The sequence below is a fragment of the Kitasatospora sp. MBT66 genome, assembly GCF_000710405.2.
Classification (GTDB): domain Bacteria; phylum Actinomycetota; class Actinomycetes; order Streptomycetales; family Streptomycetaceae; genus Kitasatospora; species Kitasatospora purpeofusca.
The window spans coordinates 626129-642692 of sequence record NZ_JAIY01000004.1; the positions used below are offsets into that span (position 1 = coordinate 626129).

A 16564-nucleotide genomic window follows, 5' to 3' on the forward strand; every position below is an offset into this window, starting at 1 on the left:
CGGAGACCCGGCCGGACGCTCCGGCCGGGTCCGCGCACCGGCCGGCTTCCGGTCCGCCGGGCCGTTCGCCCACAGCCCTGTGAACAAACCTGTGGAAGCCTCCCCCGGTCGGCCCCGATCGCGGGGAGGCGCTCGCGCTCCAGCACGTAGGCTCAAGGAGGCGCGGCAACGGCGCCGCCCGCAGAGACGTCACCACAGGTAAGGATTTGGCTATGGAGCTCGGCCTCATCGGTCTCGGCAAGATGGGCGGCAACATGCGCGAGCGGATCCGCCGCGCCGGCCACACCGTCATCGGCTACGACCGCAACCCCGACATCTCCGACGTCGAGAGCCTCCAGGAGCTGGTCTCCAAGCTGCAGGGCCCGCGCGTCGTCTGGGTCATGGTCCCGGCCGGCGCCGCCACCCAGGCCACCGTGGACGAGCTGTCCGAGCTGCTGTCCCCCGGTGACGTGGTCGTCGACGGCGGGAACTCCCGCTGGACCGACGACATCAAGCACGCCGAGGCGCTGGCCGCCAAGGGCATCGGCTTCGTCGACTGCGGTGTGTCCGGCGGCGTCTGGGGCCTGGAGAACGGCTACGCGCTGATGTACGGCGGCGACGCCGAGCACGTGGCCCTGGCCAAGCCGGTCTTCGACGCGCTCAAGCCCGAGGGCGACTTCGGCTCGGTGCACGCGGGCGCGGTCGGCGCCGGCCACTTCGCCAAGATGGTCCACAACGGCATCGAGTACGCGATGATGCAGGCCTTCGCCGAGGGCTGGGAGCTGCTGGAGGCCGCCCCCGAGGTGACCGACGTCCGCGAGGTCTTCCGCAGCTGGCAGGAGGGCACCGTGATCCGCTCCTGGCTGCTCGACCTGGCCGTCCGCGCCCTGGACGACGACGAGCACCTGGCCAAGCTCAAGGGCTGGGCCGCCGACTCCGGCGAGGGCCGCTGGACCGTCGAGGCCGCGATCGACCACGCCGTCCCGCTGCCGGCGATCACCGCCTCGCTGTTCGCGCGCTTCGCCTCCCGTCAGGACGACTCGCCGCAGATGAAGATGATCGCCGCGCTGCGCAACCAGTTCGGCGGCCACGCGGTCGAGTCGAAGTAGTCCCGAAGCTTCTCCACAGGTCCCGAGGCTTCTCCACAGAAGGCGAGCGCAGTCCACCGCCATGCACGTCGCGCACCTGTCGCTCGCCGACTTCCGCTCCTACGCCCGGGCCGAGGTTCCCCTCGACCCGGGCGTGACGGCGTTCGTCGGCCCCAACGGCCAGGGCAAGACCAATCTGGTCGAGGCGGTCGGCTACGTCGCCACCCTGGGCAGCCACCGGGTCGCCACCGACGCCCCGCTGATCCGGCTGGGCGCCGAGAGCGCCGTGATCCGCACCTCGGTGGTTGACCGGGGGCGCTCCACCCTGGTCGAGCTGGAGATCACTCCGGGCAAGGCCAACCGGGCCCGGATCAACCGCTCCGACAACGTCCGCCCGCGCGATGTGCTGGGCCTGCTGCGCACCGTGCTGTTCGCCCCCGAGGACCTCGCCCTGGTCAAGGGCGACCCGGGGGAGCGCCGGCGCTTCCTGGACGAGTTGCTGACCGCCCGCGCGCCCCGGCTGGCCGGGGTCCGGCAGGACTACGAGCGGGTGCTCAAGCAGCGCAACGCCCTCCTGAAGACCGCCGCGATGGCCCGCAGGGCCGGTGGCGGCAAGGGCGCCGACCTCTCCACCCTGGAGGTCTGGGACGGCCATCTGGCCCGGGCCGGCGCCGAGCTCACCGCCTTCCGCCTGCAGCTGGTGGCGTCCCTCCAGCCGCTGGTCTCGGCCGCCTACGGGCAGCTCGCGCCGGGCGGCGGCGACACCGCGCTGGAGTACCGCAGCTCCTTCGAGGGCGAGCTGCCGACCAGCCGCGAGGAGGCCGAGGAGCAGCTGCTCCAGGCCCTGCGGACGGTCCACAAGCAGGAGGTCGACCGGGGGATCACCCTCGTCGGCCCGCACCGGGACGAGCTGGTGCTCAAGCTCGGCCCGCTGCCCGCCAAGGGCTACGCCAGCCACGGCGAGTCCTGGTCGTTCGCGCTGGCGCTGCGGCTGGCCTCGTACGAGCTGCTGCGCTCGGACGGGGGAGAGCCGGTGCTGATCCTGGACGACGTCTTCGCCGAGCTGGACGCCGCCCGCCGCGACCGGCTGGCCGAGCTGGTGGCCGGCGGCGAGCAGGTGCTGGTCACCGCGGCGGTCGCCGAGGACGTGCCGAAGGCGCTGGCCGGGGCCCGGTACACGGTCGCCGACGGCGCGGTCCAGCGCGTCACCGCCTGACCCCGCCCTCCGCCTGACCCCGGCCCCACGCGGGCCTCCCCCGCCCGCCGAGGGCCGCCGCAGCCGGTCCCGGACGGCTCCCCACGACACCCACCCGCGCCGCCCGGGCCCGTCCGGCTCCCGTACGCTGGACGGCTCACCGTTGTCCACAGGGTGGGGATAAGGAGATCGCCGTGAGCGAGTCGGCGGAGCACCCCGGGCCGACCGGTGCCGATCTGGCGCGTTCGGCGCTGCGGGCGGCCCGGGCGCAGGCCCGCCAGCGCGGTGAGCAGGTCCGCGAGAAGCGCGAGGCGAAGCGGACCGGCCTGCGCAGCGGGGCCCGCTCGGACGGCCGTGACCCGGTGCCGCTGGGGGCGGCGCTCAACCGGCTACTGACCGAGCGGGGCTGGGAGTCCTCGGCGGCGGTCGGCGGGGTGATGGGCCGCTGGCCGCAGATCGTCGGGCCCGACATCGCCGCGCACTGCACCCCGACCGCCTACGACGACGAGGCGGCGGTGCTCACCGTGCAGTGCGACTCCACCGCCTGGGCGACCCAACTGCGCTGGCTGGCAAGGCAGTTGGTGGCCCGCCTGAACCACGAGCTGGGCCACGGCACGGTGCGCACGATCAAGGTGCTCGGCCCGGCCGCCCCGGTGCGGGGCTACGGCCGGCTGCGCGCTCCCGGCAGCAAGGGGCCGGGTGACACCTGGGGGTGACCCCGGAGGGTGCCGGGAAGGAGCGGACCGTAATCCTCCGGAACCCCTGACGGCCCTTCCAGGCGCTCTGAGCCCCCCGGGCGAGTATCGGGACATGTCCCGAGGGGATTCAGGGCGGCATTTCTGCCCTCAGAGGCTGCCAAACGCCCATCGATGTCAGTCGTACCGGTAGACTGAAGGGCAAACACTGTTGCTAGTGGCAACCGAGTCGAAACGCCGTGGTCGCACGCCCGCCCGTAGGGGAGCGGGGATGTGCGGCCCGTGCTGTGCCAGAGAGGGCGCTTCGTGGCCGATTCCGGCAACCCCAGCCAGATCCCAGACCAGACCGACCAGGCCGAGAGGTCGTACGACGCCAGCGCCATCCAGGTGCTGGAGGGCCTCGACGCCGTCCGCAAGCGCCCCGGCATGTACATCGGCTCCACCGGCGAGCGCGGCCTGCACCACCTGGTGCAGGAGATCGTGGACAACTCCGTCGACGAGGCGATGGCCGGGCACGCGGACACCATCAACGTGTCGCTCCTGGCCGACGGCGGAGTCCGTGTGGTCGACAACGGCCGAGGCATCCCGGTCGGCATCATGCCGGGCCAGGGCAAGCCCGCCGTCGAGGTCGTGCTGACGGTCCTGCACGCGGGTGGCAAGTTCGGCAACGGCGGCTACGCGGTCTCCGGCGGTCTGCACGGCGTCGGCGTCTCGGTGGTGAACGCGCTGTCCACGCGCCTCGCCGTGGAGATCCACACCGACGGCCACCGCTGGACGCAGGAGTACAAGGTCGGCGCGCCGACCGCCCCGCTGTCGCAGCACGAGGCCACCGAGCGCACCGGCACCAGCGTCACCTTCTGGGCCGACCCGGACATCTTCGAGACCACGGTCTACTCCTTCGAGACGCTCTCCCGGCGCTTCCAGGAGATGGCGTTCCTCAACAAGGGCCTGACCATCGCCCTGACCGACGAGCGCCCCGAGCACGTCGACGAGGAGGGCAAGCCGCTCTCCGTCACCTACAAGTACGACGGCGGCATCGCCGACTTCGTCGCCCACCTCAACTCCCGCAAGGGCGAGGTGATCCACCCCTCGGTGATCGACTTCGAGGCGGAGGACAAGGACAAGGCGATCTCGGTCGAGATCGCCATGCAGTGGAACTCCTCGTACACCGAGGGGGTCTACTCCTTCGCCAACACGATCCACACCCACGGCGGCGGTACCCACGAGGAGGGCTTCCGCGCCGCGCTGACCGGCCTGGTCAACCGCTACGCGCGGGACAAGAAGCTGCTCCGGGAGAAGGACGACAACCTCTCCGGCGAGGATATCCGCGAGGGCCTGACCGCGATCATCTCGGTCAAGCTCGGCGAGCCGCAGTTCGAGGGCCAGACCAAGGACAAGCTCGGCAACACCGAGGCGAAGACCTTCGTCCAGCGGGTGGTGCACGAGCAGCTGAACGACTGGCTGGACCGCAACCCCAACGAGGCCGCGGACATCATCCGCAAGTCCATCCAGGCCGCCACCGCGCGCGTCGCCGCCCGCAAGGCCCGCGACCTCACCCGCCGCAAGGGCCTGCTGGAGTCCGCCTCGCTGCCGGGCAAGCTCAGCGACTGCCAGTCCAAGGACCCGTCCGAGTGCGAGATCTTCATCGTCGAGGGTGACTCCGCCGGCGGCTCGGCCAAGCAGGGCCGCGACCCGCGCACCCAGGCCATCCTGCCGATCCGCGGCAAGATCCTGAACGTCGAGAAGGCCCGGATCGACAAGGTGCTGCAGAACACCGAGGTCCAGGCGCTGATCTCGGCCTTCGGCTGCGGCATCCAGGAGGACTACGACGAGTCCAAGCTGCGGTACCACAAAATCGTGCTGATGGCCGACGCCGACGTCGACGGACAGCACATCCGCACCCTGCTGCTGACCCTGCTGTTCCGCTTCATGCGGCCGCTGGTCGAGTCGGGCTACGTGTACCTCGCGATGCCGCCGCTGTACAAGATCAAGTGGGGCAAGGACGACTTCGAGTACGCCTACTCCGACCGCGAGCGCGACGCCGTGATCGCGGCGGGCGTCGAGGCCGGGCGCCGGCTGCCCAAGGACGACGCGATCCAGCGCTTCAAGGGTCTCGGCGAGATGAACGCCGAGGAGCTCCGGGTCACCACCATGGACGCCGAGCACCGCCTGCTGCTCCAGGTCACCCTGGAGGACGCCGCCCGCGCCGACGAACTGTTCTCGGTCCTGATGGGCGAGGACGTCGAGGCCCGCCGCTCCTTCATCCAGCGCAACGCCAAGGACGTCCGCTTCCTGGACGTGTGACGCCTGCCCCGCAGGCCCCGCACGTACCAGTCCGCGTGAAAGGAAACTGACCACCAGTGGTCGACGACAACCGTCCCGACGGCGAGCAGCCCGAGACTCCCGAGGCCGCCACCACGGCGACCATGCGCATCGAGCCGGTCGAGCTCGAGACCGAGATGCAGCGCTCGTACCTCGACTACGCGATGAGCGTGATCGTCAGCCGGGCGCTGCCCGAGGTGCGCGACGGCCTGAAGCCGGTCCACCGCCGGGTGCTGTACGCGATGTACGACGGGGGCTACCGCCCCGAGAAGGGCTACTACAAGTGCGCCCGCGTCGTCGGCGACGTGATGGGCAACTACCACCCGCACGGTGACACCTCGATCTACGACACCGTGGTGCGGCTGGCCCAGCCGTGGTCGCTGCGGATGCCGCTGGTCGACGGCAACGGCAACTTCGGCTCCCCGGGCAACGACCCGGCGGCCGCCATGCGCTACACCGAGTGCAAGATGGCGCCGCTGGCCATGGAGATGATGCGCGACATCGACGAGGAGACCGTCGACTTCGCCGCCAACTACGACGGCCGCTCGCAGGAGCCGACCGTCCTGCCGGCCCGCATCCCCAACCTGCTGGTCAACGGTGCCACCGGCATCGCGGTCGGCATGGCCACCAACATCCCGCCGCACAACCTCCGCGAGGTCGCCTCCGGCGCGCTCTGGGCGCTGGAGCACCCGGACGCCTCCAACGAGGAGCTGCTGGAGGCCCTGATCGAGCGGATCAAGGGCCCGGACTTCCCCACCGGCGCGCTGATCGTCGGCCACCGCGGCATCAACGACTACTTCCGCACCGGCCGCGGCTCGGTCACCATGCGGGCCGTGGTCGAGGTCGAGGAGATCCAGGGCCGCCAGTGCCTGGTCATCACCGAGCTGCCGTACCAGGTCAACCCGGACAACCTCGCGCTGAAGATCGCCGACCTGGTCAAGGACGGCCGGGTCGCCGGCATCGCGGACGTCCGCGACGAGTCCTCGTCCCGCACCGGCACCCGCCTGGTGGTCGTGCTCAAGCGCGACGCGGTCGCCAAGGTCGTGCTGAACAACCTCTACAAGCACACCGAGCTGCAGACCAACTTCGGCGCCAACATGCTGGCCCTGGTCGACGGCGTGCCGCGCACGCTGTCGCTCGACGCCTTCATCCGGCACTGGGTCAACCACCAGGTCGAGGTCATCGTCCGGCGCACCACCTTCCGCCTGCGCAAGGCGGAGGAGCGCGCCCACATCCTGCGCGCCCTGCTCAAGGCCCTCGACCTGATCGACGAGGTCATCGCGCTGATCCGGGCCTCGGCCAGCGCCGACGCCGCCCGTAGCGGCCTGATGCAGCTGCTCTCGATCGACGAGCTCCAGGCCAACGCGATCCTGGAGATGCAGCTGCGCCGGCTGGCCGCCCTGGAGCGCCAGCGGATCATGGACGAGCACGACGAGCTGCAGCGCAAGATCGACGAGTACAACGCGATCCTCGCCTCGCCGGTCCGCCAGCGCGAGATCATCTCCGAGGAGCTCACCGCGATCGTCGAGAAGTACGGCGACGAGCGGCGCTCGACCCTGATCCCCTCCGACGGCGACCTCTCGATCGAGGACCTCATCGCCGAGGAGGACATCGTCGTCACGATCACCCGCGGCGGCTACGTCAAGCGCACCCGCTCCGACCTCTACCGCTCGCAGAAGCGCGGCGGCAAGGGCGTGCGCGGCGCCCAGCTCAAGCAGGACGACATCGTCGACCACTTCTTCGTGACGACGACCCACAACTGGATCCTGTTCTTCACCAACAAGGGCCGGGTCTACCGCGCCAAGGGCTACGAGCTCCCGGACGCCGGGCGCGACGCCCGCGGCCAGCACGTGGCCAACCTGCTGGCCTTCCAGCCGGACGAGCACATCGCCCAGGTGATGGCCGTCCGCACCTACGAGGACAAGCCCTACCTCGTCCTCGCCACCCGGGCCGGCCTGGTGAAGAAGTCCCCGCTCAAGGACTACGACTCCCCGCGCTCCGGCGGTCTGATCGCGATCAACCTGCGCCAGGACGACGAGGGCCGGGACGACGAGCTGATCGGCGCCGAGCTGGTCTCCGCCGCGGACGACCTGCTGCTGGTCTCCAAGAAGGCGCAGTCGATCCGCTTCACCGCGACCGACGACGCGCTGCGCCCGACCGGGCGCGCCACCTCGGGCGTCAAGGGCATGTCCTTCCGCGAGGACGACGAACTGCTCTCGATGAACGTGGTCCGCCCGGACACCTACGTCTTCACCGCGACCGACGGCGGCTACGCCAAGCGCACCGGTGTGGACGAGTACCGTGTCCAGGGACGCGGCGGCTACGGCACCAAGGCGGCGAAGATCGTCGAAGGCCGGGGCTCGCTGGTCGGCGCCCTCGTCGTGGACGAGAGCGACGAGATCATGGCGATCACCCTGTCCGGTGGGGTGATCCGTACGAGGGTTTCCGAGGTTCGTGAAACCGGACGTGACACCATGGGCGTCCAACTGATCAACCTCGGTAAGCGCGATGCGGTCGTGGGCATGGCCCGCAACGCGGAGGCCGAGGACGAGGAGTCGGTCGAGGACGAGGTGGCCATCGAGGCCACCGGGTCCACCGAGGTGGCCGAGGGTACGGGAACGGCGCCGGGCGAGCAGACCGCCCAGGCCTGACCTCGTACCGCGTCGGCCGGTACCGTCACGTCCGTGCATTCGTGCGCGACGTGCCGGTACCGGCCGACGACCAGTACCGGGCAATCCCGCCGGGCGCTGGATGACGAGTGACGAAGCAGGGCGGTGCGGCCGCCCTGGTGGGAAGTGCGGGAGGACCAGTGAGTGGAGCCACGGGTGCTGCGGGAGGAGCCACCGGCGGCCGTCCGGGCGCAGCACAGGGCGGCGGGGCGTACGGCGTGCCTCAGCCGCCGGCCGAGCACCCGGCCGCGTCCACCTCGCTGATGCCCCCGGTCGGCGGTGCGGGCCAGGGCGCGGGGTACGGCGGCCAGCCGGCCCCGCCGCCGGGTGCACCGGCGGGTGGCGGCAGCGGGTTCTCGCAGCCGACCACCTATGCGAAGGGGCAGCCGACCCCGCCCCGGGGCACCCGGGTCGGCGGCGGCCCGACCCCGCCCGGCGGCACGCCGGCCGGCGGCACCCGCCGTCCGGCCGCCCCGCCGGTGGCCTCGGGCGGTCTGGGACGGACCAGGAAGGCCCGGCTGCGGGTGACCAAGGCCGACCCGTGGTCGGTCATGAAGGTCAGCTTCCTGCTGTCGCTGGCGGTCGGGATCATCATCATCGTGGCGGCCGCGGTGCTGTGGATGACGCTGGACTCGCTCGGCGTCTTCGACTCGCTCGCCAAGACGCTGAAGGACGTCACCGGTTCGGACACCAACGGCGGCGGCCTGAACCTGATGGACTACGTGGGCTTCGGCAAGGTGATGACCTTCACCTCGCTGATCGCCGTGGTCGACGTGGTGCTGCTGACCGCGCTGTCCACGCTCTCGGCGTTCATCTACAACGCGGCGGCCGGCTTCACCGGCGGCATCGAGCTCACCCTGGCCGAGGAGGACTGACCGTCCGGGCGTGACCCGGGCTCAGTTCCCGCCCCGCACGGGGCGTTTCCGTCCAGGAGCGGAATCAGCGGGCCCCACCGGCTGTTGCAGCCGGTGGGGCCCGTCGGCATTTCGGGTGACAGCCGCGGCGCGCGGCGCGCCACCCGGACGGGTCGGGTGGGTGGTGGGCTTAGCTGGGTCAGCCCGTTCCGCGTCTCCCGGTCGCCGCAGGCCTCCCGGTCCCATTCGGACCCACCGGTCGGGACCGGTACGGCCGGACAGGCACAGCAGGACGGAGGCGCGCGGTGGCGGAGCTCGCAAGGCGACTGGTCGAGGCCCTGGACGGGCTGCTGGGGGTCACGGTGCCGCTGCGGCTGCAGACCTGGGACGGCAGCACCGCCGGCCCGCCGGGGGCGCCCACCCTGGTGCTGCGCAACCGCCGGGCGCTGCGCCGGCTGCTCTGGCGGCCGAACGAGCTGGGCCTGGCCCGCGCCTATGTCGCGGGCGACCTCGACGTCGCCCCGGGCAGCGATCTGTACGAGGTGCTGCGTGCCGTCGCGCACGTCGCCGAACTCCCGGAGGTGCGCCGGCTGCGGCTCGGCGCCGGTGACGTGCTGGGGATCAGGGGCCGCCGTGCCGCCGGCGCCCTGCTGCGGGCCGGTGCGATCGGCCCCCAGCCGGCCCCGCCGGCCGAGGAGGCGCCGGACGGCCGCGGGCGGGCGCACAGCCGCAGCCGGGACCGGGCCGCGATCCACCACCACTACGACGTCGGCAACGACTTCTACGCCTTGGTGCTGGGCCCTTCGATGGTCTACTCCTGCGCGTACTGGGAGCCGGCCGCCAGGAGTCTGGAGGCGGCCCAGGAGGCCAAGCTGGACCTCATCTGCCGCAAGCTCGGACTGCGGCCCGGGATGCGGCTGCTGGACGTCGGCTCCGGCTGGGGCTCGCTGGTGCTGCACGCGGCCCGGCACTACGGGGTGACGGCGGTCGGGGTCTCGATCTCCGCGGCGCAGGTGGAGCTGGCCCGCCGGCGGGTCGAGGAGGCGGGTCTCGCGGACCGGGTGGAGATCCGGCTCCAGGACTACCGGGAGGTCCCGGACGGCCCGTTCGACGCGATCTCCAGCGTCGGCATGGCCGAGCACGTCGGCGAGGCCCAGTACCAGGTGTACGCGGAGCACCTGTACCGGCTGCTGGCGCCCGGCGGCCGGCTGCTCAACCACCAGATCGCCCGCCGGCCGGACCGCCCCGGCGAGCCGTACCGCCCCAGCCCGTTCATCGACCGCTACGTCTTCCCGGACGGCGAGCTGTCCCCGGTCGGTTCCACCGTGTCCCGGCTGGAGGCGGCGGGTTTCGAGGTGCGCGACGTCGAGTCGCTGCGCGAGCACTACGGGCTGACCCTGCGTGAGTGGGTGGCCAATCTGGAGGCGCACTGGACGGAGGCGGTCCGGCTGGTCGGCCGCGGCCGGGCCCGGGTCTGGCGGCTCTACATGGCGGCCTCCGCGCTGGCCTTCGAGGAGAACCGGATCGGGGTCAACCAGATCCTGGCGGTCCGCACCGGCGCGGACGGCGCGTCCCGGCTGCCCGCCACCCGCGCCGAATGGCTGGCCGCCCCGGGCACCGCCTCCGACCTGCCCGTCCCGGAGGGCCCCGGCGGAGGGCCGGGCGTATCGGATTTGGGGGATCGGCGATCGGTCCGCTAATCTTTCAGTGCGGCAAGGGGCTATAGCTCAGACGGTTAGAGCGCTTCCCTGATAAGGAAGAGGCCACAGGTTCAAGTCCTGTTAGCCCCACCACCGCGAAGGGCCCGGAGCATCGCTCCGGGCCCTTCGGCGTTTTCCCGGTCCGGAGCCGGAACCACGGGCCCCGCCCGGGGGTTGTACCGGGCGGGGCCGGGACTGCCCGGCGGCTTCCGACGGACGAGGCGGTGGCGCACATGGCGATGGTCTTCGCGATGACCATTCCGGGGCTGGTCTGCGTGCTGGTGGCGCTGTCCTTCGTCGACCAGCTGGCCCTGCGGGCGCGCCGGTCGCGGCTGGTGCCCTGGCGGGGGACCGGCCGGGAGGGACAGATATCCGCGACCGGCTTCGAGCAGCTGCACGCGCAGTTCGCGGCCGGCAAGCAGCACCAGCTCGACGAGCGGCAGAGCAGTCTGATGCTGCGCGACGAGGAGGGCGAGGGTGCGCCGCCGCGCACCAGGGTGGACCTCGCGGGCGGTAGGGCAGTGGTGGTGGCGCCGACGGCGTCCGGGCCTGCCGCCGAGGCGTCCGCGCCCGCTCCCGGGCGGGCTTCCGGCCCGGTGCCGCGGTCGCTCGGGCAGGAACGGTGACGGCCCTGCGGAGGGTCTGCGCCGGGCGGAACGTACGACAGGAGGTGTGGCGTCAATCCTCCGACCGGACGGGTCGGTTGGAGGCAGCGGTGGCTGGTCACGATTGGGACACCGGTGTGTATCATCGGCCGCAAGGGCAGTCCGGCCAGCCGACAGCCCGTTCGTGCTCGTAACAAACCATGGACTCGTCGGCCCGATCGGATCGATCGGCGCACGGCTGCTGAGTCCGTCAACGCAAGAAGGACGAGGTCCCGCGGTGAAGAAGCTTCTCCTGGTCGCCCTGGTCGCCCTCGGCGGCTTCTTTGTCTACCGTCAGGTCCAGGCGGACCGCGCCGAGCAGGACCTGTGGACCGAGGCCACCGACCCGGTCCCGGCCGGTCGCTGAGGCCCCGGACGATCTGACGATCGACAGTCTTCGGAGGCGCCGGACGGTGCCTCCAGGGCCGGTCGGCCCGGTCGGGTGACCGGGTCGGCCGGACGTTCCCGGCCCCGCACGGCGGTAGCGCCGGAACCGGGCACCGGATTCGTGCCGGAACCGGGTACGCTAGTGCCCGGTGGTACGCAGGGTGCCGCCCCGGGGCTTTAGCTCAGTTGGTAGAGCGCTGCCTTTGCAAGGCAGATGTCAGGAGTTCGAGTCTCCTAAGCTCCACAGTGTGTCCACCGCGCGTGGACGGCCCGGCGGCCGCCGACCCGAACTCGGGTCGGCGGCCGCCGGGCTTTTCCGTTGCTGTTCGCCCAGTGCTCAGTGCGGTTTGCGCGGATCGTGCGGCTTGGGGCGGTCGTCCTCGCCGGGGGCCGCGGCGGGCCGGTCGTGGTGCTCCCGCGCCGGGTCCGGTCCGGGCCGGTCCTCCGTCGCGGAGACTCCGGCCGGGGTCTCCGCCGAGCCGTTCACGGTGCTGCCGCCGGTGCCCGAGGCGTGTGCGCCGACCGGACCGGCGGAGGCGGCGGACGGCGGCTCGACCAGCCATTCCGGGTTGCTGCGGTGCCGCCACCACTGCCAGGCGACCAGGCCGCTGGCGATCGCGACCACGCCGGCCACGGCCAGGCCGGTGGCCCAGCCGCTCCGGCAGGACCGGCGGGCGTTGCGGGCCGCGAGGTCGCCGATCTCGGCCGAGGTGACGTTGCCGCGCATCGCGGTCAGGGCGGCGGCGCCGCGCATCTGGGCCTCCTGCGCCACCGGGACGACGGCGGCACGGGCCTCCTCGACGGCTTGCACGACCTTGGGGGCGACGGTGGAGCGGGCCTGGTCGGCGGCGCGGGACGCGGACAGGCGGGCGGCCAGCGCCTTCTCCTGGGCGCGGTGCAGCGCCTTGAGGGCGTTCTGCTGGGCCTCCGGTGGCAGGCTGGCGAAGGCGTGACCGACCTGGGGGGCGATGTGCCGGTCGTACTGGACGCGCGCGGTGTGGGCGGCCTGGGAGGCCTGCTGCCGGGCGTTGTCCGCGAAGTTGCCGGCCGTCTCACGGGCCGAGTCCAAACGGGTCACGAGAGTCTCTCCTCCTGGTGGCGTCCTATATGCACATATCCACCTGAATGCTGATCATGCATCCGTATTCGTCCGACGGCATGCCGGAGTGGGCCGTACGCGGGGCACCGGTGCGGGCCGCCGCGCGGAGTGCCGGGGCGGGACACCGGGCGGGAGACCGGGCGGGGCGGGGGTGAGTGGGCCGGTCGGGCGCGGGTACGGCAGCAGTAGGCTGGCGGTTCCGGCGGGTCCCCGTCGGGAGCCCGCACGTGTCGTCGCAGCAAGTCGTGGCAGAAGGGGATAGCCGATGCTCCCGGACGAGCCCAGGCCGCCGATCGACCGGACTCCGGGGCCCGAGGGCGGGCACGGGCCGGCCCGTTGCTACCGGCACCCCGAGCAGGAGACCGGCATCGGCTGTTCGCGCTGCGGCCGGCCGATCTGCCCGCAGTGCATGGTGAACGCCTCGGTGGGCTTCCACTGCCCCGAGTGCGTCGAGGAGGGCGGCCGGCAGGTCAGGAGGGCGACCACCCGGTTCGGCGGGCGTCCGGCCGGCGCCGACCCCCTGGTCACCAAGGCGCTGATCGGCGTCAACCTGGTGGTGTTCGTCCTGGCCGCCTACGTGCTCACGCCGTGGCTGGCCTACGACCTCGAACTGCGCAGCTTCGCCCCCGACGCGTCCTACCCCTTCACCAACGGCGTCGCCGAGGGCCCGGGCCAGTGGTACCGGCTGCTGACCGCCGTCTTCCTGCACACCGCGCCCTGGCACATCGCCACCAACATGCTGGTGCTCTGGGTGCTCGGCCCGCAGCTGGAGGCCGCCCTGGGGCGGATCCGGTTCCTCGCCCTCTACCTGCTCTCCGGGCTGGCCGGCAGCGCCTTCGCGTTCCTGGTGGCCGGCGACTCGATGCGGTCGCTGGGCGCCTCGGGCGCGGTCTTCGGCCTGCTGGGCGCGACCGTGGTGCTGTACCGCCGGGTCCGGGCGCCGCTCGGGCCGATCGTCGCGCTGCTGGTGTTCAACCTGATCGTCACCTTCTCGGTGCAGGGCATCGACTGGCGGGCCCACCTCGGCGGGCTGGTCGCCGGGATGCTGACCGCGGCCGGCCTGATGTACGCCCCGCGGGCCCACCGGGGGGCGGTGCAGGGGCTGACGCTGGCGGGGGTGGCGGGCCTGGTGCTGGTGATGCTCCTGGCCGGGATGGCCGCCTACGGCGGGTGATCCGGCGCCGCCGGACGGTGCGCGCGCGGGTACGACGGCCGCACGGTTGTCCACAGCGGGTACGGGGTTGTGCACAGGCGGTGCCGACCGGTGGGTGCGGACGATTGTTCTACGCGCGTCCCGCTGTGCGTATCCGGCATTCGGGGGAGGGCGCGCGGCGGTGTGGAAAGCGCCCCCGGCGCAAGTTATCCACAGGCCCGCAGGACTTTTCCCCAGTGTGGATAACCATGTGGATAAACGAGATAAGCGGATAACCGCGAAGCCCGGAGCTCCGCACTGCCGTTCGGGCGCACCACGAAGCCGCCCCGGGGACGAACGGTGCCGGGGCGGCGGTGGAGGAACTCAGGGCCGGGGCCCGGACGTCATTTCCACTGGGTGGAGACGCCGAAGCCCGCCGCGATGAAGCCGAAGCCCACCAGGATGTTCCAGTTCCGCCAGCTCTCGACCGGCCAGCTGCCGCTCGTCACGTAATAGGTGACGATCCAGACCAGACCGATCAGGAACAGCGCCAGCATCAAGGGGGCAACCCAGCCGCGGCCCGAACTGATCTTCACCGTCGCCGTGGTCGGCGGCGTGTAGTCGGACTTCTTGCGGAGTCGGGACTTCGGCACGAGGAGCTCTCCTGTCGATGCGCTGTGACCGCGCAGGGGTTCACGGTGGTGTGGCGGCGTCCGTTAGCGTAGTGGCTCGGCGGGTCCGAAGGAGATAAGGGTACGGTGCCTAATTTGTCGATTCCCCCTCGGCCCGGCCCTACCCGCGCCTCCGGCACCCGAATTGTCGGACGTGCCCTGACCTGCGCCGTCTTCGCGCTCGCCGGACTGCTCTTCTACATCAGCGCGCAGACCGCCCGCGGCACCGATCTGCGCACCGACAACTCGCTGCTCAGCCTCTCCGACGTGATACGCCAGCGCAGCGCCCAGAACCAGCAGTCCCAGGCCCAGCTCGCCGACCTCCAGGACCGCTCCCAGCGGCTCACCGAGCAGCAGGGCGGCAGCCCGGCCGACGCCGCCCGGCTGAGCGCCCTGGAACAGGCCGCCGCGCTGGAGCCGCTCCAGGGCCCCGGCCTCACCGTCACCCTCAACGACGCCCCGCCGAACGCGACCTCGCGCGTCCCCGGGGTGCGCGAGCCGGACGTCAACGACCTGGTCATCCACCAGCAGGACATCCAGGCCGTGGTCAACGCGCTCTGGCGCGGCGGCGCCGAGGGCGTCCAGGTGATGGACCAGCGGCTGATCTCCACCAGCGCCGTCCGCTGCGTCGGCAACACCCTGCTGCTCCAGGGCCGGGTCTACTCCCCGCCCTACGTGGTCAGGGCGGTAGGACGGACCGACGCGCTGCGCGCCGCCGTCGACACCGACCCCTCGATCCGCACCTACCAGAAGTACGTGCAGGCCTACGGCCTGGGCTGGAAGCTGCAGGAGAGCGGCGACCTCGCCCTGCCGGGCTACTCGGGCACGGCGGACCTCCGCTCGGCCACCGGCCAGTAGCGCACCGGTGCACCGGACCGCGTCCGGGGGCCGGGTCTACTCTTGACCACAGTCCAATACGTCGAGGGAGCACCATGTACGGCTGGATCTGGCGTCATCTGCCGGGGAACATCCTGGTCAAGGCCGCCATCTCGGTGCTGCTCGTGCTGGGACTGGTCTACCTCCTCTTCACCTATGTCTTCCCGTGGGCGGAACCGCTGCTCCCCTTCGGTGACGTCACAGTGGACGGGAACGGCGACGGCGCCGTCGGCTGACCCGACGACCCGCCCCGTCCCGTCCCGGTCCCCGCACCCCTCGGAGAACGCGCGCCCATGACCTCCCGGCCCACCCAGCCCCGCATCCTGGTCGTCGACAACTACGACAGCTTCGTCTTCAACCTGGTCCAGTACCTCTACCAGCTCGGCGCCACCTGCGAGGTGGTCCGCAACGACGAGGTGACCGTCGAGCACGCGGTGCGCCGCGACGGCGACCGGGGCTTCGACGGGGTGCTGCTCTCCCCCGGCCCGGGCGCCCCGGAGGAGGCCGGCGTCTGCATCGAGATGGTGCACCACTGCGCGCGGGCCGGCCTGCCGGTGTTCGGCGTCTGCCTGGGACTGCAGTCGATCGCGGTGGCCTACGGCGCGGTGGTCGGCCGGGCGCCGGAGCTGCTGCACGGCAAGACCTCGCCGGTCGAGCACGAGGACGGCGGCGTGTTCGCGGGCCTGCCCTCGCCGCTCACCGCGACCCGGTACCACTCGCTGGCGGTCGAGCCGGCCACCGTGCCGGACGAGCTGGTGGTCACCGCGCGCACCGGCAGCGGCGTGATCATGGGGCTGCGCCACCGGGAGCTCGCGGTGGAGGGTGTGCAGTTCCACCCGGAGTCGGTGCTCACCGAGGGCGGTCACCGGATGCTCGCCAACTGGCTGGCCCAGTGCGGCTACCCGCTCGCCGTCGACCGGTCGGCCGGGCTCGCCCCGGTGATCGGCCGGGGCTGAGCGGCGTGACCGCGGTGCGTCCGGAGGGGCGATACCAGCCGGGGGCGGACCCGCAGGGCGGTGACGCGTACCGCGCCGGGGGGCAGTTCGAGCAGCAGCACGACCCGTACGGGCAGCCGCAGGACCCGTACGGGCAGCAGCACCTCCAGGGGGGCCCGTACCAGCAGTCCCCGCACCAGTACCCGCAGGGCGCTGCCGGGCCGTACCCGCAGCAGGGCGCCTACCCGCAGCAGGACCAGTACGGCCAGTACGGGCAGCAGCCCCAGCCGGGCCCGTACGGCCAGCAGCCCCAGCAGC

General features: G+C 72.1%; 15 protein-coding genes, 2 tRNA genes and 1 pseudogene. 15 read left to right on the forward strand and 3 right to left on the reverse strand.

What is annotated here, in order from left to right:
• Positions 1 to 191: 191 nt before the first annotated feature.
• From gnd to BI06_RS09495, 11 genes and pseudogenes are all read left to right on the forward strand, one after another.
• Positions 192 to 1088, forward strand: a pseudogene (gnd, locus tag BI06_RS09450) (phosphogluconate dehydrogenase (NAD(+)-dependent, decarboxylating)); the annotation flags it as partial.
• A gap of 61 nt (positions 1089 to 1149) precedes the next feature.
• Entirely contained in the window at positions 1150 to 2283 is a 1134-nt protein-coding gene (gene recF / locus BI06_RS09455) for a DNA replication/repair protein RecF (RefSeq protein ID WP_030392416.1), read from the forward strand.
• Positions 2284 to 2456: 173 nt separating this feature from the next.
• Positions 2457 to 2978 (forward strand): DUF721 domain-containing protein, encoded by a 522-nt coding sequence (locus BI06_RS09460; RefSeq protein ID WP_030392415.1) that lies wholly within the window; start codon positions 2457 to 2459, stop codon positions 2976 to 2978.
• Positions 2979 to 3239: 261 nt separating this feature from the next.
• On the forward strand, positions 3240 to 5261 hold the full coding sequence (gene gyrB / locus BI06_RS09465; RefSeq protein WP_043467566.1) for a DNA topoisomerase (ATP-hydrolyzing) subunit B: 2022 nt from the start codon (positions 3240 to 3242) through the stop codon (positions 5259 to 5261).
• Between the two features lie 122 nt (positions 5262 to 5383).
• Complete coding sequence (gene gyrA / locus BI06_RS09470; protein WP_051740705.1) at positions 5384 to 7930, forward strand: DNA gyrase subunit A; 2547 nt, start codon at positions 5384 to 5386, stop codon at positions 7928 to 7930.
• Positions 7931 to 8166: 236 nt separating this feature from the next.
• Positions 8167 to 8823 carry a DUF3566 domain-containing protein gene (locus BI06_RS09475; RefSeq protein ID WP_051740578.1) on the forward strand — a complete coding sequence of 219 codons (657 nt, stop codon included), beginning with the start codon at positions 8167 to 8169 and terminating at the stop codon, positions 8821 to 8823.
• Positions 8824 to 9107: 284 nt separating this feature from the next.
• Complete coding sequence (locus tag BI06_RS09480) at positions 9108 to 10502, forward strand: cyclopropane-fatty-acyl-phospholipid synthase family protein (RefSeq protein WP_030392411.1); 1395 nt, start codon at positions 9108 to 9110, stop codon at positions 10500 to 10502.
• A gap of 16 nt (positions 10503 to 10518) precedes the next feature.
• Positions 10519 to 10595: transfer RNA gene (locus BI06_RS09485), tRNA-Ile, on the forward strand.
• Positions 10596 to 10735: 140 nt separating this feature from the next.
• Positions 10736 to 11128 carry a DUF6191 domain-containing protein gene (locus tag BI06_RS09490; protein ID WP_063764169.1) on the forward strand — a complete coding sequence of 131 codons (393 nt, stop codon included), beginning with the start codon at positions 10736 to 10738 and terminating at the stop codon, positions 11126 to 11128.
• A gap of 256 nt (positions 11129 to 11384) precedes the next feature.
• Entirely contained in the window at positions 11385 to 11513 is a 129-nt protein-coding gene (locus BI06_RS46090; protein ID WP_014137031.1) for a DLW-39 family protein, read from the forward strand.
• Positions 11514 to 11704: 191 nt separating this feature from the next.
• Positions 11705 to 11777: transfer RNA gene (locus BI06_RS09495), tRNA-Ala, on the forward strand.
• A gap of 93 nt (positions 11778 to 11870) precedes the next feature.
• On the opposite strand, the gene BI06_RS09500 is transcribed toward BI06_RS09495, so the two are convergent.
• A complete protein-coding gene (locus tag BI06_RS09500) occupies positions 11871 to 12611 on the reverse strand; it encodes a DUF5324 family protein (protein ID WP_149030320.1) in 741 nt (246 codons plus the stop codon).
• Between the two features lie 286 nt (positions 12612 to 12897).
• Between BI06_RS09500 and BI06_RS09505 the strand changes: the two genes are divergently transcribed.
• Entirely contained in the window at positions 12898 to 13806 is a 909-nt protein-coding gene (locus BI06_RS09505) for a rhomboid family intramembrane serine protease (RefSeq protein ID WP_094745481.1), read from the forward strand.
• Between the two features lie 362 nt (positions 13807 to 14168).
• Here the strand turns inward: BI06_RS09505 and crgA are convergent, their stop codons facing one another.
• The gene (crgA, locus tag BI06_RS09510; protein ID WP_030392407.1) at positions 14169 to 14417 is read right to left on the reverse strand and encodes a cell division protein CrgA; all 249 of its coding nucleotides are present in this window, start codon (positions 14415 to 14417) and stop codon (positions 14169 to 14171) included.
• Positions 14418 to 14537: 120 nt separating this feature from the next.
• On the opposite strand from crgA, the gene BI06_RS09515 reads away from it, so the two are divergent.
• The 3 genes from BI06_RS09515 (at position 14538) to BI06_RS09525 (ending at position 16267) form a co-directional block, all read left to right on the forward strand.
• Positions 14538 to 15293 (forward strand): DUF881 domain-containing protein, encoded by a 756-nt coding sequence (locus BI06_RS09515; protein WP_051740707.1) that lies wholly within the window; start codon positions 14538 to 14540, stop codon positions 15291 to 15293.
• Positions 15294 to 15367: 74 nt separating this feature from the next.
• Complete coding sequence (locus BI06_RS09520) at positions 15368 to 15547, forward strand: hypothetical protein (RefSeq protein ID WP_030392405.1); 180 nt, start codon at positions 15368 to 15370, stop codon at positions 15545 to 15547.
• A gap of 57 nt (positions 15548 to 15604) precedes the next feature.
• Complete coding sequence (locus tag BI06_RS09525) at positions 15605 to 16267, forward strand: aminodeoxychorismate/anthranilate synthase component II (protein ID WP_030392404.1); 663 nt, start codon at positions 15605 to 15607, stop codon at positions 16265 to 16267.
• On the opposite strand, the gene BI06_RS50480 is transcribed toward BI06_RS09525, so the two are convergent.
• The coding region (locus BI06_RS50480) for a hypothetical protein (protein ID WP_158516407.1) at positions 16210 to 16564 on the reverse strand (355 nt) is incomplete at its 5' end. The two genes, BI06_RS09525 and BI06_RS50480, sit on opposite strands and share 58 nt — an antisense overlap.